We start from the raw sequence: 19,487 nt of genomic DNA on the forward strand, positions 1-19,487 counted from the left end.
TTGATTTCCTCTATCTAAAACCATTCTTTTTAGAATTGACTCGTCTTTTCCAGAGATCCGAATGTGAACTCGACGATAATCGTGATGCTTTTCATAACTCAGCCAAATTCCATCTTATTGAGGCGATCGAATCACGCCGCCATCTACCGGAGTCACGCCGCTACCAGAGAATGGCTCTGTACTACCCCGATTCCAATTAAAGTCACTGATCTCAAATCCCACTGATCCCAATTCTTGCACTGGGTTATATCTCACAGTGATTCCATAAGTACGACGTTTGTATTCTAAAAAGTAATCAGTGCTAATCTCACGACCATTACCGATATTGTAAGCGGTTTGAAATCCGATGCGGAACGGACCGTAAATCTGTTGAGTAATCCCCGCATAGAGAATTCGAGTATCTTCTAGTCGATCGAATAAAAACGGCGATAATCCCGATCGAAACGCCTGAGAATACGTGACATTGAACGCGGTGTAATCTAGAAACGGACGAGAAAATCGCCCGAACTGACCCACCAAACTCACCGCACCACTGATGCTATTTTGATTGTCTCCATTGCTGTAAGCCGTTCCCACACCTGTTACACCCACTGCCAACGCCACAAACGGACGAATCGGAATCGGAGAATAGCGCAACCCTTGATCCGGAGTTGCTGGTAACGGTTGTCCTTGCCAAAGCGTAAATGCACGACTCAGAGCCGCACTCGCTTGAAATCGACTGAGACTAATCCGATTATTCGATCGAACAGGAGCCAGTAAATCTGCTCGATCGGTTTCTGCGTTCACAAATTGATAACCCAGTTGGTAACTCAGATTAATTCCGGTGTTACCAATTGGGACAACAGGCGAGAAAAAGACCGCTCCCACGCTGCTTTGAACATCTTGGAAACCGAGTGAATTATTGAATAAGCGATCGCGGTAACTCGCTTCCAAACTCAAGGTATGGGTTCCAATGAGTTGCTGCGCCCGCAAACTTCCCCGCAGCGAACTTTCGATCTGACTAAAATCTAAACTCGTTAATACGCCATCCCCTCGAATCAGTGTCCGAGGAGTCAGCCGCGCCGATAATTGACTGCGTACTCCAAACAGATCGGCAATATTACTGCGATCTTCGATCGCTCGTTGCACAAAAAACTGAGGTGTAACGGTGAATTGAACGGGCGATTGAGGCAAGACATTGATCTCACGCTCGATAAAGACACCGCCGCGATCGGTTCCATCAATTCCAAAATTGAATAACGCAGGCGATCGCTGATTTCGATCCAGTACGATCGTTCGACTGGGTAACGGTAAGCTAAATCCTTGATCAAAAACCAATCGATTTCGAGTCGTGCGAATTTCATCGCGCAAAGGTCCGACTCTTCTCAGTTCTGCTCGATCGGCTCTGAGTTCTAGTTCAGGTGGCGAAAATGGATCGTTCGTAATCCGAATATTATTTGCCTGAAACCCTTCTGGGTAAAACGCGATTTGTGCTGCTTCAAAGCGTAATCTCCGGACGCTTCCTCCATCTTGAGGCAAGCCAGGAATGCCGCTTGGGTTCCGCTGTGACCCGACACTGATCCGCACTCCACCCGCCTGAGAAATATTAGTCTGAGTTGCCAAAGCGCGATCGCCCACTGATCCAACCGGAACGACTCCTGCCGTAATATTCGTGGGCAAATTCGGATTCAAATCAGTTCCCGCACTTGGGATAAAGATCTCGCCGCTGGCTTGTTCGACGGTTCCTTCTTCTTGGATCAAGTTGTAGCGAAATCGCGCTCCCCGCAGAATTTGCTCGCCTCTGGTCAGTGCGACATTTCCATCTGCAACCACCAGTCGATTGACTAAATTCACTTGTAAGCGATCGCCTGTCAGTAACGCACCTCGAAACCGGAGTGAGACGTTCCCTTCAGCAGTGAAAACTTGGCGAAACTGGTCGAATTCTTGTCGATCGGCTTTGAGTTCAAGAACGCCCTCCGCATTAAGCCGCTGAGTTGGAATATTGTTTGGAGTCGGGGCGGGTGTGGGAGCGGGAGTTGGCGTTGGAGCGGGAGTCGGAATTGGAAGCGGGCTAGAGGGGGTCGTCGCTGGAGGGGGAGGCGTTTGGGCGACGGGAGTTTCTGCAAAGCTCCAATTCGGTTCTGAAGCTGCGATCGATTCGGTTCCCGCTAAATCTACGGCGCGATTGGATGTTTCCTGCTCCATCGGAACTTTTTCAGGCGGAGTTGGCTTGGCAAGCTCGACCTTTGTTGCAACTGGAGCGGGTTGGACGATCGCGGGGGGTTCAGGAGGGGGAACCGGATAAGGCATATCTTAATAAATTTGTCTCGAAGCTAACAATAGGGAACCGCATAGGCACTTTAACGGATGACGAGCGCGATCGCCAAATTGATTCCGCTGGTTTTCCTATAAAAAAAGGGCAGGTCGTCTGCCCTCTCATTCTCGAATGCGAGATCGAATTATTCTAAGTCGCGGCGGTTGGGGTTCCGTGCGGGGTCGTTTGAAAGGAACCCGAACACGAATAAGCCAACGAAGAAGGCAACAGTGATATAAACAACAATTTTGAGCGTGATCATGTCAATAACTCCAAAGGCGATGGGAGATGGTTGGGAATCGTCCCTTCATCTTACAGGAGTGCGGGATCGTTTTTAATGCCTACGAGTGAGCCACTGCCAGAACAAAATGACGTTCTGTTCAATCCACAAGAAGCCAGAATCAATCCATTGAAGGAATTTCTGCCACGGGGTGAGAACGTATTCAGCTTGGTTGACTGGGGTTTCGATCCAATCAAATGCGGTTTCTACCTCGAAAGGCTCTGGAGCTTCTACGGTTAGCGTGTTGGTTTGAGTTGAAGTGATCTCAGTAGGATTCGATTCGGCGTTGATGAGATCTGATCGAGTTTGAGTGACGATTTCTTCAGTTCGAGAAATTACGATCGAAGTTTCTTCCCACACAACGACTTTCTTTTGATGCACGATCGCACCCGAAAGCTTTCTCAAATATTCGCGAATTTTCTGTTTTAGCGAAGGCGCGAATGAGAACGATCGAGTTTCGCCAAATCCGCTCGCGGTTCCTTCCAAAATCAGAGTTTCTGGAGTGGCGGACAGCTTTGCTGTGCCCTTAGGCATCGCTTCTCGTCCTGAGACCCGAAACAGATCCCGAAATCCCAAAGTTGTCGAAGTGGTTCCTGATAATGCCTCATGTGCCGGAGAGAATCGAGTCCGTTCTCCAAAAAAGTAATGAATCGCTGCCCAAATCAAGGCTTCTAAGTCCGTCAAATTCGGCAGTTGAGCAAACCAAGACGTGATATTTCTTGGGCTTGGAGCTTTCGGAATTAAAGAGCCAGGATTCCACGCAGAGAGCGGCACAGAGGGCACAAACCAATCGAGTTCTCCAGGTTGCTCTACGATTTCGGCTTCTTGGAAGAGATTAATTGCGATCGCGACTGGACTCGCTTGCACCCAAGCCATCAATTGTCTGAACACCCGAATCGGTGGCAGTAATGTTTCTCGATCTTCAGGCAATCCGAGCGGTGCAGATTTCAGATACAGCTTGCGTTTCCACTGCCAATATCGTGCCAGTTCTAACCGGATTCGATGCTCGATTTGTTGTTGCTGTTCGGGTGTGAGAATGTCGAAAATGACATTGCCTTCGAGAATGAGAACGAATTTTCGAGTATCAACCGCACAAGCGATCGCTTGAATTTGATATGGATTTGATGCGATCGACGTTTCTTCCCGCCGCATCAAAAATCGCCCAATCACGACTAATGGATGCCGTTCTCTCAAAACAGGCAAATTTCCGCCGCTGACCAAGGCTCGTTTTACTGCGGTCAAAACATTCTGAATCGGTGCATCAATGAGATTCGACTCAGAATCGACCGGAATTTCCTCTCGACTCATCCGCAATCGCAAGACTGCTTTTTCAACCGTTCGTCCAATTTGTTGCCCGATCGCTCTTGTGCCCTGAAACGCTGCATAGATCGGGTACAGCAAAATCTGAGTTGTCCAGATTGCCGTCACTTTCGCGTGTCTGAGGAGCGTGGCACTTTTGTCAGCGAGTTTCTGAGTTTGTTGGGTAACAAACTTGAAAAATTGGCTTTGGTAGCGTCGAGAAGTCATAGACTGGGGGACGAATCGCATTTCTCACCCTCATCATATCGGTATGACTGACGTTCTTGCTGCATCATTTATCGAGCGTTTACGCAACTTAGTCCAACAAGACACGATCGAACATTGGTTAGTCTGCGAAGATTGCGCGATCGAGGATGTTCCGTCACAGTCCTTTACAAAAATTGAACTGAACGAGAAGCGGTATTTAGTGTGGGAAAAAGGGCGAAAAGTCCGCTGGTTCTATCAAGAATTCGTTTTTCCTGAGTCATTAAATGAGTATCCAGTGGCGGGATTAACACTGAGATTGGCGTTAACTTGGTGGGCAGAATTCGCAGAAGTTTATGTGAACGGTGAGAAAGTTCAGGAAGGCGATTTATTTGATCATTCTTGTCGAATTGTTTTAAGTTCTAATGTTGTTCCTGGTGAAAAAGTTGCGGTTGCAATTCGATTGATTAGTCCGGGGCATGACATTGGGGGATTAATGCGATCGCGTTTAATTTATGAATCGGATTACGACGAAATTGATCCGGGGTTTGTCGCAGATGAATTAGAAGTGATTCGGAGTTATATCAATGCATTTGAGATGGGAAATGCCGAGGGAGTATTTGGAGAAACTCATTCATCACATTCACCCGCCCCGGAATGGAATTCGGGGCTAACAGAACAAAGTCCACTAAAGGGGACTGAAGACAATTTACAAGAATCTCTTCAGTCCGTTTCTAACGGACTTCGCACCGATAGCCCCGAATTCTATTCCGGGGCGATACCGAAACGAAGCGAAAACTCTCCATCCATCTCAGGCATTGAATTTGATTGGAAGATTCGTAATAGAACACAATTTCATCAATCTCTAGAATCCCTAAGAACTGCCCTTCTCCCAATCAGTTCCAAAATCAAACAACACACAATTTATTTACTCGGTCATGCTCATTTAGATATGGCTTGGCTCTGGGATGTTGAAGAGACTTGGAGAGCCGCAGAACGCACATTTGTTTCAGTTCTAAATCTACAAAAAGATTATCCAGAACTTACTTTCTGCCACACGACACCCGCATTATACGAATGGATTGAACAAAATCGACCAGAGATTTTTGCTCAAATTCAAGCACAAGTCAAAGCTGGAAAGTGGGAAATCGTTGGCGGAATGTGGGTTGAACCAGAGATGAACTTGATCAATGCAGAATCGATCGTACGTCATCTCTTATATGGTCAACGTTACTGTCAAGAAAAGTTTGGTGAAATCTGTCGCGTTGCATGGCTTCCTGATACTTTTGGTTTCAATTGGCAAACTCCGCAATTTCTCAAACTTGCAGGGATTGATTATTTCGTAACTCAAAAACTTCGATGGAATGATACGACTCAGTTTCCGTATGAATGGTTTAACTGGCAAGCACCCGATGGAAGTCAGGTAAAAAGTTTGATGTCATCCCCGATCGGGGAATCGATCGAGCCGATCAAAATGGCAAAATTCGCTTGGGACTGGGTGAAGAAAACCGGACAACCTCATGCACTGTGGCTGTTTGGCGTGGGCGATCATGGCGGAGGTCCGACGCGGGATATGTTGGAAACTGCGGAGAGATGGAAGCGATCGCCCTTTTTTCCAAAGTTAGAATTCACGACTGCTTTGAACTATTTAGAAAGCTTAGAAGCTCCAAAAGAAACTTGGAATGATGAGCTTTATTTAGAGTTTCATCGCGGGTGTTATACAACACATGGCGATCAGAAGAAATTCAATCGCGACTGTGAAAATACTGCTTGTGAAGCAGAAATATGGGCATCGATCGCAGCACTTACAACTAATAAAACTTATCCTCAAGAAGTCATAGAAATTGCTAGAAAGAAGGTTCTCTTCAACCAGTTTCATGATATTCTTCCTGGTTCTTCTATGACTCAAGTTTTTGTGGATGCAAATCGAGAATGGGAAGATGCACTGCAAATTTGTGGCGAAATTCAGCAACAAGCAATGAGCGCGATCGCAAATCAACTTGCTCTGCCACCGTCTCCACATGCAAATGCTAAATCAATAGTTGTCTTCAATGCTTCAACTTGGTCACGTTCTAAAATTCATACGGTAATCATTGAAGAAACCGAAGGACAAGTTTCTAGAACTTGGAAAGCTTGTGATGAAACTGGAAAAGAAATCGAGTCAGAAAGCCAACTTAAAATCACTGGACCACGCACAGTTCACCTTGTTAGCTTCTATGCACAAGATATCCCTTCTCTTGGCTATCGTTGCTTCTGGCTATACTCCGAACCCTCTATGTTTGAAAAGGCTAATTTTCCAGAATCTCTTGTCTTAGAAAATGAGAAAATCAGAGTAGAAATTGATTCAGAAACCGGAGAAATATTTAGCTTTTTTGACAAAATCAAGGACGAAGAGATTCTACCTAGACAAAGCAATCATTTGCAGGCTTTCAAGGATGAAGGTCAATATTGGGATGCTTGGAATATTAATCCTAGCTATGCGGATTTTCCGTTACCAAGTGCCAACCTCATACGAATTACACCTGCTACACATAGCAATCTTCGATCGAGCATTTTCATTGAAAAAGAGATCGGAAGCTCCAAGTTTTATCAATACTATTCTTTAGAGAAAGATTCTGCGATTCTTAAAATCTTCACTTGTGCTGATTGGCAAGAAAGACACACGCTAATCAAGGCTGCATTTCCGTTAAATTTAGAAGCGGATTCTTTTACTTGTGGTATTTCTGCTGGTGCAATTTCTAGAACTACAAAACCGCTCTCTGTTGCAGATCAAGCAAAGTGGGAAGTCCCCTTTCTTGGCTGGGTAGATTTCTGCGGTAACAATTATGGCATTAGTATTTTGAGTGATTACAAGCACGGAACCGACATCACAGCCAATCAAATTCGGCTCACATTACTGCGCGGTTCCGAGTTTCCTGATCCAGAAGCCGACTTGGGACAACATACATTTAGTTATGCGATTTATCCTCATGCGGGCAACTGGAAAGAAGCTCAGACAGTTCGGAAAGCTGAAGAATTTTGCAATCCGCTTCACGCGATCGTACTTGATAAAATCCCCGAAAACGGCACTCTCCCGCCCGTTCATTCCTTTCTCGATCTCGGCTCAGACAACCTCATTCTCACGAGCCTAAAGCAATCTGAAGACAATCCCGACGAGTACATTCTGCGCTGTTACGAATGCCACGGTGAACCCGCAGAACTGAACTTAAAAGGCGACTTCGAGATTATTGAAGCGGTTGATTTGTTAGAAAGACCGCTCAATATTCCTGACAAAATCGAACCTTGGCAAATACGATCGTATCGAATCAAAAAGAAGACATCGCAACAGAGTTAGAGCGATTGCAAATCTGAAGAATCCGAATCAAGTTCTTCCTCGTATTTCGCGATCGCGTCTTCAATCACTTCAACCCCGACATCTGTAAGGTTCGACTTGGAGTAAATCGTAACCAAAATGATCAAGTCGCCTGCTTTGAGATAGTAAATGACTCGGTAGCCGCCGCTCTTTCCTTTCTGGACATCACGATTCTTGAGACGAACTTTGAAAACCGTGTATCTGACTCCAGAGATACGATCGCCGGGAAGCTCGCCTGCCTGAAGCTGATCAATCAGGGGTTGAAGATCAGATCGAACGTGACGATACGATTTTGCCAGATCGCGCAAGTCTCGTTTGAAGCGGGGAGCAAGTTCGATCTGAACCGGAGGTAAATCACTCGGCATCAATTCCATCCCACATTTGCGAGAGTGGAATGGTTTGTCCAGTGAACGCTTCGTGTAAGCCCTGATGAATTCCCTCAATGACAACTTCGGTTGGAGTCTCGTCCGGGTCTGGAGACTGGAACCGTTCTTGAAGAGATTGAAGAATTAAAGTTTCGATCGACAAATTGAGTTGCTGAGCTTGTTCGGCAAGATGAGTTTGCAAGTCTTGAGGAAGCTCGATCGTGATCTGCATAACTAGCCATTCACTATTTACGAGTTTTCTAGCTATTGTACATACAGCCAAAACCTATAAAAAAGAGGGCATCGTCTGACACCCCCTGATTTTTAATCTTCATGATCTTCAAATGGATCTTCCAAATTGGCGGAAGGAGGACCAAACGCCGTATAGATCGCAAATCCGGTCAGTCCAATAATCGTCGCGCAAATCGAAATATTTAGCGCGAATGCAGGTTCCATTTGGGATAAATCCATGAGAGAAATCTCTTGATAGTATTATGAAATTATTACAAATTTTAACAGATTGTAGCAGTATCGCTCAGAATGCTTTCTGGCACTAGCTAAAGATTGGGCGAATTTGTTAAAGTAAACATCCTGCCAGGGATAGAGCGATTCTTCATGTTATTGAACGAAAAACAACAGCGAATTTTAGAGATCATTGATGCCGGAAATACTACCGGAGAGGGTATTGCCAGCGCGATCGGTTCTTCGATGCAGATGATTCGCTACTATCTCGATACCTTGTCCGAAGATGGCTATCTCAAAGTTGCGAAAGTTTATGACAATGCAACCCGCGAATTTCAAGTGGTGCGGGCGTATTTGACAGATAAAGGAAAAGCTTCGATCGTTAAAACGCCATCTCCAGAAGTTGCGGCTCCAATCGATGACATTGGATTGATTATTGAAGCGCTCGATCGTATTCAGCCAATTATTGAAAAGTTGCCCAGCGATCGAGCAGAAGTCGCCTGTGTCTACCTCGAAGATTTGCAGAACGAAATGAAGGTTGCTTATCGTCGCAAACCTCAACGGATTAAAGCTTATTTTCTCGCCCTAGTGGGAACTGCCCTCCCCGTGATTCAGCAAACGGGTCAGGCAGAAGTGTTTATCGAAAGTGTGCGGTTTCTATCTGGTCAATTTAACGTGACCGTGAGACTGCCTGAGAACGTTAGCTAGATTGAATCTCGTCTAACTTCGATCGAACCGCTTGAATGTCCTGCCACATCAGCCATTTCGGACTGCCCTTATCCTTCGATTGATTTCTCAACAGATAAGCAGGGTGGAAAATCGGCATATAACAGCGATCGTCTTTTTCAATCCACTGCCCCCGAACTTTCGTAATTCCTTGCTTAATCCCAACTAACGCTTTCATCGCAGTCGCCCCAGTTAAGAGAATGATCTTCGGGTTCACCATGCGAATTTGTTCAGCAAGATAGCCTTTACACGCTTCCGCCTCGTCGGTCGTCGGAGTACGGTTTTCAGGTGGACGGCATTTCACCACGTTACAGATGAAAACATGTTCGTCAGTCGTGAGATGAACTGATGCCAAAATCCGATCGAGCAATTGCCCCGATCGACCCACAAACGGCATTCCCGTCTCATCCTCAGTCTGTCCCGGACCTTCACCGACAATCATAATCGGTGCATTCAAATTGCCGCGTCCGATCACCGCATGAGTCCGCGATGCTCCTAAATCACAGCGATGGCAGCGATTACAATGTTCGCCCATCTGTTCCATCGTCTGATAGGTGCCGGATGGAATTGGAATTTTCGCACTCGTTGGAATCAACTCTGGGTCAAAGCCGCTCTGAGTTGGAGGTTCCGCTGAAGGCAGATCAAATAGGCTAATTTGTTCGTCGTTCGACATGGATCGGCAGAAATATTCAGTTTATAAATTCTAGAAGGAATTGGGACGAACTGCGGCAACCGAAAGGCGGAAAGAAGCTTAAGGGAATTGGAACCTCAGAAAGACTACGTTAGAGTCAAAGTATTCGATGTGCGCTTTCAAGGAGATGTCCAATGCTGAAAACAGTTCTTGTTGCGCTGGATGTGACGGCAAATACTCCGATCGCAAAATCAGAGCTATCTGATCAAGTCCTACAAACCTTGAAAGAATTGCAGCTTGAAGCGCGATCGAAGGTCGTTCTTTCTCACGTCGTTCCGGCGAATCAATCCGAAGTTGAAGTTGTTGTCGATCGACCCACTACCGATCTCGAACATTTCCCCTACACGCAAATCGAAGAACAATTGCATCTTTATCAACAACGATTAGGTTGCAGTAGCGAAGTCGAAATTGTCACAGGCGATCCAGCCGAAGAAATTGTACGACTTGCAAAGATCCACAACGCTGATCTCATCGTATTAGGGAGCCGAGGATTAACCGGAATGAAGCGGATCTTACTTGGCTCGGTCAGTAGTCAAATTGTGGAAGATGCCCCTTGCTCGGTGTTAGTCGTTAAGCCGAAATGATTCTAGTGAAGCTGATTAATCTCCTCCGCTTTCCCTTTGACATTTACCGGATCGTAAAAATAGCGTTCATGAACGATTCGCCCATCTTTCCACGTTTGCACGCCTAATTCTTCGATTCGGATGCGATAACCATCCATTGTTGTGATGTCTAAATGCGTTTCGATCACAGATCGATCACCATCCACTAACACCGCGCCAATTTTCACTTCATGCACTTCTTTCACATTGGCATTCATTTGATTTTGTCGATCGATACTCAAAGATCTTCCCCGACGCGGCGGCTGTAAGTTCTCTTGCACGATCACGTTCTCATCGTAGAAGCGATCGTAAATCTCTTGCACCGTCGGATTCGTTTGCTGAAATGCCAATAATTCCTGAACTCTATCTCGTAATTTCATCGTCTTTCACCGTAGAGAAGGTAACAAACTTTGAGCTTTGGTTGCGGACATCGGATGGTTATATAAAACGCCACCCGGTTCTTGATGCGTCACCTGAGTAAGATTGCCTGTATCGATAGGTGCGAATCCACTATCTGTGATTAATTGAGCCACGATCGCTTTTGCTTCCGAATCATCACCACAATAGAACACCGCATAAGGATCAGACCGATGTGCCTCATTTGCAAAAGTCGCAGTCGGGAGTGTGTTGTAAGCTTTCACAACTTTGGTGTTGGGAAGTTTTGCAGCAATTTCTAGTCCTGAACTCGCATCCGGGACGCGATGAAGCTTGCCCTCTTCGCGCAGATATGGGTTCGTCGCGTCAATGAGAATTTTGCCATCCAGTGAACCAGCAGCAGAAAGTGCATCATCGATCGTCCAGTAGTAACACGCCAGCAAAATTACATCTCCAAACTTTGCTGCTTCTGCGACCGTTCCCGCGTGAGTGTTCTCTCCGGTGATCAACTCCGAAAGCTTCTCTGGATTACGAGAACTAAAAAATACTTCGTGACCTGCTTTTGCCCAATGAGTCCCGATCGTGCCTCCAATTCCGCCTGCTCCAATGACTCCGATCTTCATTGTGATTTCTCCCGATTAGCGCAGTGCATACACATCAAAATCAGCCTCAAATGTTTCAAAGCTAATTTCTGCAATTCCAACACATTGCAAGCGATTCAGCCATCGATAATTCGGATGAGCCGTTTGCAAGCGCGGAGTCGTGTGAATTTTAGCGGTTTTTGGAAACTGTCCTTGAGTCGCTTGGGAATAACCTTCTTCGCCCAAATCCATCACGCCTGTGTAAGCGAGATAGATTAATGCACCATCGTTGGTTTCGATCGTGCCTCGCACATCAGTGATCGCGACTCCATCCGGACGAATATCAATCCAATCTCCGCCGCCTGCCCTAAGAATTCCGTTCACTTTTTCGCCATTCAAGGTTCCCTCCGCGACATAAGCATTCGCCCGCATTCCATCAGGAACAGAACCAATTATTTCGGGTGGATTCAGCCGCAAATGGTAAGAGAAAAGATAGTCCAATGTATAGTTCAGCATCATAGCCACCTAAAATACGAGGGCAACTTTTCCAGCACTTCGAGCCGTTCTCACCGTTTCGTGAGCAAGAGAAGATTGGTCGATCGAGAATTCTTCTGCAACTTGCGGACGTAGCGATCCGTTCTCCAATCCTGCATAAATCGCCGCATGAATCTCCGTTTGTTCTTGTGGAGATGCCAACCCGATATACAGTCCAATAATGCTTGCACCTTTCCACAAAATCGGGGTTGGATCGAATGTGACGGCTCCATCTGTTCCACCAATCACAATAATTCGACCAAACGGCGCAACCAGCCCAACATCGTCTGCAAGTTTCTGAGTCGCATTCATTTCTAGAATCACATCGAATCCTTTGCCGTTAGTGAATTCAAGTGCCTTCTGCAAATAGTCTGGCTCTCGATGATTCACTGCCAGCATTGCACCTTCTTGCTCAACTAACTGCATTCCCTGAGTACTGCCTGCACTACCGACTACTTTCATTCCGGCTGCATGAGCAATCTGAACCGCTGCTAGTCCCACGGCTCCACTCGCTCCATGTACAAATACAGTTGAATCAGGAGTTGCTTTCGCCAAATTAAACAAAGCGTAGTATGCCGTTGGATAAGAATTCACTGCTGCGGTTCCTTGAGCAAAAGAAACGCGATCGGGCAATGGATAAACCGCGATCGCATCTTGCACGAGCAATTCCGCATACGCGCCCATAAACACATTGGTATAAACGCGATCGCCCACTTTAAATCGAGTCACATCTTCGCCAACTGATGCGATCGTTCCTGCCGCTTCAAATCCTGGAATGTAGGGCAATGAAGGCGTTGGCGCACCGTGACTTTGCTCTCGAACATACGTATCAAGCGGACTGACTCCCGCTGCATGAACCCGAATCACAACTTGTCCAGGTGCAGGAGTCGGATCAGAAAGTTCAACGAGCTTGAGGACATCCGGTGTACCGAATTGCTGGACTTGGATAGCTTTCATTAGAAATTTGCTGGGTGAAGTCTATTAGCAAATTAATCCAATGACACTCAAAAAGATGCTACGTTTTTGCGGGGTTTTGTACGTTCTTGCGATCGACATTTGCTTTCTGCAAAGCTTCACGCGGAGTCAGCCCCACAATCCGCTTAAAGTGCCGCGTTAAATGACTTTGATTAGCAAATCCTACTTCAGCCGCAATGTCCGCAATGCTAAGAGAACTCTGAAGCAATAGCTCTTTCGCCCGTTCTACTCGGCATCGAATCACAAATTGGTGCGGGGCAAGTCCAGTCGATTCTTTAAACAAATGAGCAAAGTGGAACGGACTCATCTGCACAACCGCCCCTAAATCCGCCAAGCTCAACTCTCGATCGAGAAAGTCATGAATATAGTCGATCGCTTGCTGCAACTTATACTTTGGTAGACCGTGATAAGTCGGAAGCTCTTGAGTTCGATGGCTCGAATAGTTCCGCAGTAAATGAATCGCTAAAGTTTGCCCGATCGATTCAACCAACAGCTTTCCACCCATCTGCGGAGAATCCAATTCAGCTTTTAAAGTCAAAGCCAAATTTTGAATCAACGGATCGTGAATGGACAGTAACGGCATCAACTCAACGGTTTCAGGAACGGAAAGCTCGATCGCAATTTGACTCAACCAATTTGGAGCAATGCCCAACAGCAGAAACTCAGATTCTTTTTCCCAGCGTAACGAGTAGTTCACCTCAGCAGGATAGATTGCGACATTGCCACTAAGAAACTGTTCTTGCTGAAATTGTCCATCGATCACCCGTTCAATTTTGCGGTCGGCTCCGATATTAATACTGAGAATATGTTGAACCAGATGATTCTCAGGCATTTCCCAGGCGGGTTGGCGATGATGCACCAGAAAAATGTCTTGCCAAACCGCAAGTTGAACAGGCGATCGCGGAAATAATTTCAGCGAGGATTCAGATTCTTGAAGATCGATCGGGTTCTCATCGGGCATCATCTGACCCACCCCATACCTCTACGCCATCACCATACCACCATCCACATTCATCACTTGTCCGGTGATATATCCCGCCGCAGGAGAAGCCGCCAAGAATCGAATCATTTCTGCCACTTCTTCAGGTTTACCATACCGATTCAGCGGGATAAATTTCAAAATCTCATCGGCTTTCAAATCATTCGTCATATCGGTTTCAATAAATCCAGGTGCAACCGCATTCACCGTAATGCCGCGACTTGCCAATTCTTTCGCAACCGTTTTCGTAAATCCGATCACGCCTGCTTTTGCTGCACTATAGTTGGCTTGCCCTGGATTGCCCATCTGTCCCGCGACCGAAGTAATATTCACAATCCGACCGCTCCGCTGCTTCAGCATAATTTTGCTCACAGCCCTGGTACAAAGAAAGACTCCGGTAAGGTTCAAATCGATCACGGCTTGCCATTCTTCAGGCTTCATTCTCAAGAGCAACGTATCGCGTGTGATTCCAGCATTGTTGACTAAAACATCGACTCTGCTGTACTTCTGCATCGTGCCATCGACTAGCGCATCGACTTGATCCACTTTAGAAACATCCGCTTGAAGCGCGATCGCAGTTCCCCCATTTCCAGTAATCATCGCCACCACTTCATCCGCCGCACCACTGGAACTCGCATAATTCACAACCACGCTCGCGCCTTCACTCGCCAACGCTAACGCGGTCGCCCGTCCAATTCCGCGCGATGCTCCCGTTACGATCGCGACTTTTCCCTCTAATTCGCCCATGAGTTCTCACCTGTGATAAATCTGCGAATCTGATCATATCGGCATTGGGAATCGCAATTCTGCCTGATTCAAGGTTTTGCCGTTCCGAATCGGTTCATAATTTCTTGAAAAGATGATTAACTTGCTCAAGTTGGGGTTATTTTTTTCCTCAATGGGGAGTAGGATGGCTTCTAGCGCGATCCCTTGAAATCGTCGATCGCTCTCTTTGCAGTTTCAAATTCACCTATGACCAGAGATCGCGGCATTCCTAATCGTCGGAACCGTAAACCGCCTAGCAGACCGAGTGATCGTCCGCCGATCCCAAAACCTTCTGCTCAAGCGGTGAGAGAACGTCCTCAACCTGAAGCAACACCGGGTCGAATGGCGATCGCACTCGATCGATTTCACAAAGCGAGAAAATGGCTCTTTAGCGATTGGCGGGCGTTGATTGCGCTGTCACTTGCAGTCACCGGAAGCGCAACCGCTCTATCTCTAGCATTTCTGTTCAAACTGCCTGCCGTTCCAAATTGTCCATCAATCTTTTGGCCCCTTGCCTCGGCTTCTCTAAGAATTCATTGCGCTGAGATTGCCGCCGGAAAGCGCACTACGAAGGATTTACTCGAAGCAATCGAGCTTGTCAAAACCCTGCCACCCGATCATCCGCTTTACAACGAAACCAAACGATTGATCGAACTCTGGGCACAGGAAATTCTCGATTTAGGCGAAGAAGCGTTTCAAAACGGGAAGTTGGATGAAGCGATCGACACCGCAAACAAGGTTCCAAAAGTCGGAACGGCTCACACGCAAGTGGAAGGCAAGATTAAGCGTTGGAGAAGTATCTGGTCGTCGGCAGAGTCGCTGTATCGCAAAGCAGAAGACGCACTGAGAAAAGAGGATTGGCGATCGGCATTGACCGAAGCAGGGCGATTATTATCAATTGATAATCGATTCTGGCAAACCACGAAGTACCAAGAACTGAGTAATAAAATCACCGTCACTCGCGAAGATATTACCAAGATTGCGAAGGCGAAAAATCTGATCGAATCGGGTAGACTTCAGAACTTCTCAGAAGCAATCAAACTTCTTTCTAGCATCAATAATCAAAGTTACGTTTACCAGAGAGCGCAAGAAGTTCTTGCGGATACGGGTAAGAAAATGTTGGATCTGGCAGAAGCAGCCCTCGATCGACGAGATCTGACCACGGCACTCGATGTGATTAAACAAATTCCTGCCGCTGCGAATCTGCAAAAAGAAGTCGAAGATTTTGAAATCTTAGCGAATGCAATGGGTCGCGTCTGGAATGGAGCACCCGAAGATTACGATGCCGCGATCGCTGAAGCTCAAAAAATCGGCGCAGATCGCCCATCTCACAACAAAGCTCAACAACTGATCGCCCGATGGAGAGCCGAGAAAGGCGAAATGGCACAACTCGATCGCGCTCGTCAATTGTCTCAATCGAATCGACCAGAAGATCTCCAAGCCGCGATCGAGGCTGCTTCTCAAGTTTCTAGTTCTAATCCGAAATCGAAAGAAGCACAAGAGATTATCGATCGGATTACCAGCGATATTCAAAACCAAGAAGATCGACCGCTGATCGACCAAGCGACTCAAATTGGTAATCGAGGGGATGCAAATTCGTTACAACAGGCGATCGATATTCTCAGCCGGATTTCGTCGCGACGCGCTTTGGGTGGAGAAGCCGCAGATAAACGAAGACAGTACGCGAGTCAGCTTCAATCGATCCGCGATCGAGAACGCGCACTCAGCCAACCTTCTCCCTCTCCTTCTGTTGATCCAACCGTTCAGAATCAAGAGAACGCTTCGGCTGAACAAATTTTACAGGATGCGAGATCGATCGCAGGTGGCGGTACGGTTGATTCAGTCGCCGAAGCGATTCGCAAAGCAGATGGAGTCTCGATCGCGAGTCCGATGCGCCCGGAAGCTCAATCTCTAATTAATGAGTGGAGCCAGCAACTTTTACAAACGGCAATGTCACAAGCGAGTGCTGATCCTGGTGGAGCCATTGCGATCGCTCAAAGAATCCCTCTTGGTACACCCGCCCACGATCAAGCTCAAACTTTGATTCCACTCTGGCAACAAGGCTTAAGACGATAACGCCTCAATTTGTCGCACTACAGTCAAAGCAGAATAGCTGACTCCTGCGGTTCCTTCTCCCGGATGCGTCGAGTCTCCAACGAGCCAAAGATTTTGAACGGGAGTTCGATTTGCAAATCCAAACGGTCCAAAGGTTGGAATTCTCTGACCAATTCCGCCCACGATTCCGTCTGCTCGTGCGGTGAATCGTTGGAACGTTCTCGGAGTTGCAGATTCTTGATAGACGATCGTATCCGGATTCAGCGTGAAATAGCGTCCTAATTTGTCGATCGCTTCTTCGGCATATCGCTGTTTCATGCCCTCATAATCTTCGGTATTTTTCCAAGCTCCGGTATCGGTAAACGATGAAGCAATAATCGTCGCTTTTCCAGTGGGAGCGCGTCCGTCTCCTTCGTAGCTGACCGAAACAAAGAGCGAATTATTTTCCCCGATCGGTCCTTCATAATCGTAGAGAAATTGCAGATGCGGTGGGCAATCTTCGGGAATCGCAGATCGATCGACTCCCAGATAAATGACAAATGCGCCAGATGAAGGCGGCAATTTATCGACTCGATGACGATACCCTTTCGGGGCAGTTTCTCCAAGCAGTTCGACTAAGTTTTGCACCGTGACATTCGCGACCACGTGATCGGCAGGTTCAAACCAAGATTCGCCTGTTTTCTGACTGCGAATCGTGACTCCTTTCGTTTGACCGGATTCGGTGTGAATTTGCTCGACCGTGTGCCGCATCAAGAGTTTGCCATTGTCGCGTTTGAGAGATTCGACTAATCGATCGCTCAAAACCTGCATACTGCCCTGAAGATGGAACAATCCTTGGGGAGCCTGAGACACACTCAACGCAGTCGCGGCATATAAGAGCGCCGTTTCATCGGTATCAACTTGGGAATAGAGTTTGAGTTGTAGATCGAGGAAAGTTTTCAAACGTCGATCGTGACCTAATCCGTAACCCCGAAGCGCATCGCCCACGGTTGAAAAGGTATGCGGCAAGGTCAGCAGCGTATCCGGTCGAACCGCTTTCGTGAGTTGCCACAAGTCCCAAACATTCCGAGGCGGCAGAACTGGATCGCGGGACTGAAACGCCCAACTGTGGCGGAATAAATTGTTTAACAACTGCCAGAATGGTTCACTTCCAGGGAATTGTTTTTGGCGTTCAGCTTTCCATTTTTCCGGGTCGCGCCAAACTCGAATCGGCTCAGTTTCACCCGGAAGGAAGACAGCACAAGCGGGATCGCAATCGGTAGCATCAGGAAGATCGATTTCTAATTCTGAGAAAATTCGATGATGAATTCCGCCCGGTTCCAAGCCTGCGACCTGAGTTGCACCGACATCGAACGTAAATCCTTGGCGTTTAAATGTTGAAGCGCAACCGCCAGGAACCAGTGCCTGATCCAAAACTAAAACTTCATAACCCCGATGAGCCAGCAGCGCTGCCGCCGTCAGACCACCGATTCCAGCACCGACCACGACCACTTTGCGGGTTGAGTTGCTCTGCATCACTTAACATTTTTTAACGCTCTAGCTCTATTGTAGAGAATTGCGGAACTGAGCGGATAAACCGGAAGGGGGGAGTTTTGCGGAAAGTGAACAAATTTTAAGTGTGAATTATGACTTTTCCAACACTAAGATAGGTAAAGAACGCCACGAGATGCCATGACTTCAACGCTAATTCGATCGCCAAAACTGAACGCGCCTACGATCCGTCGTCTTGCCAATGGCTTAACGATCATCGCTGAACAGATTCCCGTCGATGCTGTGAATTTAAACGTGTGGCTGAATGTCGGATCAGCCGTCGAATCGGATGCAATCAATGGCATGGCTCATTTTCTCGAACACATGGTGTTTAAGGGAACCGATCGACTCCAGAGCGGCGAATTTGAAAAACAGATTGAACAGTGTGGCGCGGTGACGAATGCCGCAACCAGTCAGGATTACACGCACTATTACATCACGACTGCTCCAAAAGATTTTGCGACTCTTGCACCGCTGCAAATGGATGTGGTGTTGAATGCGCGAATTCCTGATGATGGCTTTGAGCGGGAACGGTTTGTTGTACTGGAGGAGATTCGTCGATCGAATGACAATCCTCGCCGCCGCACGTATCAGCACATGAGCGAACTGGCGTTTGAAACCTTGCCGTATCGCAGACAGGTTTTAGGTCCTGCTTCGGTGATTGAGAATCTGAGCGCTCAACAAATGCGCGATTTTCATGCCGAATGGTATCATCCTCGATCGATGACCGCCGTTGCTGTTGGAAATCTCCCCGTCGATGAGTTGATTCGCATTGTCGAGGAAAGCGTTTCTCCCATCCCTCCGACTGTTTCTAAGCCACAAATCAATTCCCCCACCTCAGAGCAACCGTTTACCCAAATTATTCGCCACGAACATATTGATCCCAGTCTGACTCAGGCGAGATTAATGATGCTGTGGCGCGTTCCGGGAATGTCTGATTTGCAGCAGACTTATGCGCTGGATGGATTGGCAAGCATTCTTGGACATGGACGCACTGCACGACTCGTGAAAGATCTGCGAGAAGAACGGGGCTTGGTGTCGAGCGTATCTGCCAGCAATATGAGCTATCGTCATCAAGGAATTTTCTGCGTTTCGGCTCAACTGCCTGTTGAAAATATTGATGTCGTCGAAGCTGCGATCGCATCTCACCTCAAATCTTTGCAAACCGAGTTCGTGAATCAGTCAGAACTCGATCGCGTTCGCACCCAAGTCGCAAATCATTTCACGTTTGGCAATGAAACTCCAAGCGATCGTTCTGGTTTGTACGGCTATTATCAAACTTTGGTAGGCGACTTAGAGCCAGCTTTCAACTATCCGACTTACATTCAATCGCTGTCCGGTGCTGATTTACAAAAAGCGGCTCAAACTTATTTACCAACGAGCGCTTACGGTTGCGTGATTGTGAAGCCAGGAAAATAA

Annotated in this window: 19 protein-coding genes; 5 read left to right on the forward strand and 14 right to left on the reverse strand. The window is 47.1% G+C overall.

The features are described 5' to 3' along the window. Positions 1–114: 114 nt before the first annotated feature. From ACQ4M5_RS03380 to ACQ4M5_RS03390, 3 genes are all read right to left on the reverse strand, one after another. Positions 115–2,289, reverse strand: coding sequence for a DUF3769 domain-containing protein (locus tag ACQ4M5_RS03380; protein WP_430674187.1), 2,175 nt, complete (start codon positions 2,287–2,289; stop codon positions 115–117). 149 nt (positions 2,290–2,438) lie between these two features. Further along, positions 2,439–2,555, reverse strand: coding sequence for a photosystem II reaction center protein I (locus tag ACQ4M5_RS03385; protein ID WP_071837045.1), 117 nt, complete (start codon positions 2,553–2,555; stop codon positions 2,439–2,441). Positions 2,556–2,627: 72 nt separating this feature from the next. Beyond that, entirely contained in the window at positions 2,628–4,121 is a 1,494-nt protein-coding gene (locus ACQ4M5_RS03390) for a hypothetical protein (protein ID WP_430674188.1), read from the reverse strand. A 22-nt stretch (positions 4,122–4,143) separates the two neighbouring features. Here ACQ4M5_RS03390 and ACQ4M5_RS03395 point away from each other — a divergent pair, with 22 nt between their 5' ends. After that, entirely contained in the window at positions 4,144–7,410 is a 3,267-nt protein-coding gene (locus tag ACQ4M5_RS03395; protein WP_430674189.1) for an alpha-mannosidase, read from the forward strand. On the opposite strand, the gene ACQ4M5_RS03400 is transcribed toward ACQ4M5_RS03395, so the two are convergent. The 3 genes from ACQ4M5_RS03400 to psbN form a co-directional block, all read right to left on the reverse strand. Then, entirely contained in the window at positions 7,407–7,802 is a 396-nt protein-coding gene (locus ACQ4M5_RS03400) for a type II toxin-antitoxin system RelE family toxin (RefSeq protein ID WP_430674190.1), read from the reverse strand. The two genes, ACQ4M5_RS03395 and ACQ4M5_RS03400, sit on opposite strands and share 4 nt — an antisense overlap. Further along, positions 7,783–8,025, reverse strand: coding sequence for a hypothetical protein (locus ACQ4M5_RS03405; protein ID WP_430674191.1), 243 nt, complete (start codon positions 8,023–8,025; stop codon positions 7,783–7,785). The genes ACQ4M5_RS03400 and ACQ4M5_RS03405 overlap by 20 nt, the downstream gene beginning before the upstream one ends. A gap of 92 nt (positions 8,026–8,117) precedes the next feature. Continuing rightward, entirely contained in the window at positions 8,118–8,264 is a 147-nt protein-coding gene (gene psbN / locus ACQ4M5_RS03410) for a photosystem II reaction center protein PsbN (protein WP_430674192.1), read from the reverse strand. 144 nt (positions 8,265–8,408) lie between these two features. Between psbN and ACQ4M5_RS03415 the strand changes: the two genes are divergently transcribed. Then, complete coding sequence (locus ACQ4M5_RS03415) at positions 8,409–8,963, forward strand: hypothetical protein (protein ID WP_430674193.1); 555 nt, start codon at positions 8,409–8,411, stop codon at positions 8,961–8,963. On the opposite strand, the gene ACQ4M5_RS03420 is transcribed toward ACQ4M5_RS03415, so the two are convergent. Next, positions 8,956–9,654 carry a uracil-DNA glycosylase gene (locus tag ACQ4M5_RS03420; protein ID WP_430674194.1) on the reverse strand — a complete coding sequence of 233 codons (699 nt, stop codon included), beginning with the start codon at positions 9,652–9,654 and terminating at the stop codon, positions 8,956–8,958. The two genes, ACQ4M5_RS03415 and ACQ4M5_RS03420, sit on opposite strands and share 8 nt — an antisense overlap. Before the next feature lie 152 nt (positions 9,655–9,806). Between ACQ4M5_RS03420 and ACQ4M5_RS03425 the strand changes: the two genes are divergently transcribed. Beyond that, a complete protein-coding gene (locus ACQ4M5_RS03425) occupies positions 9,807–10,256 on the forward strand; it encodes a universal stress protein (RefSeq protein ID WP_430674195.1) in 450 nt (149 codons plus the stop codon). A 2-nt stretch (positions 10,257–10,258) separates the two neighbouring features. Here the strand turns inward: ACQ4M5_RS03425 and ACQ4M5_RS03430 are convergent, their stop codons facing one another. From ACQ4M5_RS03430 to fabG, 6 genes are read right to left on the reverse strand one after another with little or no spacing between them, the layout of a single operon-like run. Then, positions 10,259–10,654: a SnoaL-like domain-containing protein gene (locus ACQ4M5_RS03430; RefSeq protein ID WP_430674197.1), complete on the reverse strand. Its 396-nt coding sequence runs from the start codon at positions 10,652–10,654 to the stop codon at positions 10,259–10,261. 6 nt (positions 10,655–10,660) lie between these two features. Next, positions 10,661–11,272 (reverse strand): NADPH-dependent F420 reductase, encoded by a 612-nt coding sequence (locus ACQ4M5_RS03435; RefSeq protein WP_430674198.1) that lies wholly within the window; start codon positions 11,270–11,272, stop codon positions 10,661–10,663. Between the two features lie 15 nt (positions 11,273–11,287). Continuing rightward, a complete protein-coding gene (locus ACQ4M5_RS03440) occupies positions 11,288–11,746 on the reverse strand; it encodes a DUF3237 domain-containing protein (RefSeq protein ID WP_430674199.1) in 459 nt (152 codons plus the stop codon). A gap of 9 nt (positions 11,747–11,755) precedes the next feature. Then, a complete protein-coding gene (locus ACQ4M5_RS03445; protein ID WP_430674200.1) occupies positions 11,756–12,721 on the reverse strand; it encodes an NADPH:quinone reductase in 966 nt (321 codons plus the stop codon). Positions 12,722–12,779: 58 nt separating this feature from the next. Beyond that, positions 12,780–13,703 (reverse strand): helix-turn-helix domain-containing protein, encoded by a 924-nt coding sequence (locus tag ACQ4M5_RS03450; RefSeq protein WP_430674201.1) that lies wholly within the window; start codon positions 13,701–13,703, stop codon positions 12,780–12,782. Positions 13,704–13,721: 18 nt separating this feature from the next. Then, positions 13,722–14,465 carry a 3-oxoacyl-[acyl-carrier-protein] reductase gene (fabG, locus tag ACQ4M5_RS03455; protein ID WP_430674202.1) on the reverse strand — a complete coding sequence of 248 codons (744 nt, stop codon included), beginning with the start codon at positions 14,463–14,465 and terminating at the stop codon, positions 13,722–13,724. Positions 14,466–14,690: 225 nt separating this feature from the next. On the opposite strand from fabG, the gene ACQ4M5_RS03460 reads away from it, so the two are divergent. Beyond that, positions 14,691–16,559, forward strand: coding sequence for a hypothetical protein (locus ACQ4M5_RS03460; RefSeq protein ID WP_430674203.1), 1,869 nt, complete (start codon positions 14,691–14,693; stop codon positions 16,557–16,559). On the opposite strand, the gene crtD is transcribed toward ACQ4M5_RS03460, so the two are convergent. Further along, entirely contained in the window at positions 16,548–18,053 is a 1,506-nt protein-coding gene (gene crtD, locus ACQ4M5_RS03465; protein ID WP_430674204.1) for a C-3',4' desaturase CrtD, read from the reverse strand. The two genes, ACQ4M5_RS03460 and crtD, sit on opposite strands and share 12 nt — an antisense overlap. Before the next feature lie 156 nt (positions 18,054–18,209). Between crtD and ACQ4M5_RS03470 the strand changes: the two genes are divergently transcribed. Further along, positions 18,210–19,487 (forward strand): M16 family metallopeptidase, encoded by a 1,278-nt coding sequence (locus tag ACQ4M5_RS03470; RefSeq protein ID WP_430674205.1) that lies wholly within the window; start codon positions 18,210–18,212, stop codon positions 19,485–19,487.

The organism is Leptolyngbya sp. AN10 (genome assembly GCF_050565645.1).
In the GTDB taxonomy this organism is placed as follows: Bacteria; Cyanobacteriota; Cyanobacteriia; order Leptolyngbyales; family Leptolyngbyaceae; genus Leptolyngbya.

Excerpts from the sequence above, each read along its gene's own strand:
- ACQ4M5_RS03445 (WP_430674200.1), bottom strand. The coding sequence starts at position 12,721 with ATGAAAGCTATCCAAGTCCAGCAATTCGGTACACCGGATGTCCTCAAG.
- psbN (WP_430674192.1), bottom strand. The coding sequence starts at position 8,264 with ATGGATTTATCCCAAATGGAACCTGCATTCGCGCTAAATATTTCGATT.
- ACQ4M5_RS03470 (WP_430674205.1), top strand. The coding sequence starts at position 18,210 with ATGACTTCAACGCTAATTCGATCGCCAAAACTGAACGCGCCTACGATC.
- ACQ4M5_RS03435 (WP_430674198.1), bottom strand. The coding sequence starts at position 11,272 with ATGAAGATCGGAGTCATTGGAGCAGGCGGAATTGGAGGCACGATCGGG.
- ACQ4M5_RS03430 (WP_430674197.1), bottom strand. The coding sequence starts at position 10,654 with ATGAAATTACGAGATAGAGTTCAGGAATTATTGGCATTTCAGCAAACG.
- ACQ4M5_RS03385 (WP_071837045.1), bottom strand. The coding sequence starts at position 2,555 with ATGATCACGCTCAAAATTGTTGTTTATATCACTGTTGCCTTCTTCGTT.
- ACQ4M5_RS03460 (WP_430674203.1), top strand. The coding sequence starts at position 14,691 with ATGACCAGAGATCGCGGCATTCCTAATCGTCGGAACCGTAAACCGCCT.
- ACQ4M5_RS03400 (WP_430674190.1), bottom strand. The coding sequence starts at position 7,802 with ATGGAATTGATGCCGAGTGATTTACCTCCGGTTCAGATCGAACTTGCT.
- ACQ4M5_RS03395 (WP_430674189.1), top strand. The coding sequence starts at position 4,144 with ATGACTGACGTTCTTGCTGCATCATTTATCGAGCGTTTACGCAACTTA.
- ACQ4M5_RS03380 (WP_430674187.1), bottom strand. The coding sequence starts at position 2,289 with ATGCCTTATCCGGTTCCCCCTCCTGAACCCCCCGCGATCGTCCAACCC.
- fabG (WP_430674202.1), bottom strand. The coding sequence starts at position 14,465 with ATGGGCGAATTAGAGGGAAAAGTCGCGATCGTAACGGGAGCATCGCGC.
- ACQ4M5_RS03440 (WP_430674199.1), bottom strand. The coding sequence starts at position 11,746 with ATGCTGAACTATACATTGGACTATCTTTTCTCTTACCATTTGCGGCTG.
- ACQ4M5_RS03420 (WP_430674194.1), bottom strand. The coding sequence starts at position 9,654 with ATGTCGAACGACGAACAAATTAGCCTATTTGATCTGCCTTCAGCGGAA.
- ACQ4M5_RS03415 (WP_430674193.1), top strand. The coding sequence starts at position 8,409 with ATGTTATTGAACGAAAAACAACAGCGAATTTTAGAGATCATTGATGCC.
- ACQ4M5_RS03390 (WP_430674188.1), bottom strand. The coding sequence starts at position 4,121 with ATGCGATTCGTCCCCCAGTCTATGACTTCTCGACGCTACCAAAGCCAA.
- crtD (WP_430674204.1), bottom strand. The coding sequence starts at position 18,053 with ATGCAGAGCAACTCAACCCGCAAAGTGGTCGTGGTCGGTGCTGGAATC.
- ACQ4M5_RS03450 (WP_430674201.1), bottom strand. The coding sequence starts at position 13,703 with ATGATGCCCGATGAGAACCCGATCGATCTTCAAGAATCTGAATCCTCG.
- ACQ4M5_RS03425 (WP_430674195.1), top strand. The coding sequence starts at position 9,807 with ATGCTGAAAACAGTTCTTGTTGCGCTGGATGTGACGGCAAATACTCCG.
- ACQ4M5_RS03405 (WP_430674191.1), bottom strand. The coding sequence starts at position 8,025 with ATGCAGATCACGATCGAGCTTCCTCAAGACTTGCAAACTCATCTTGCC.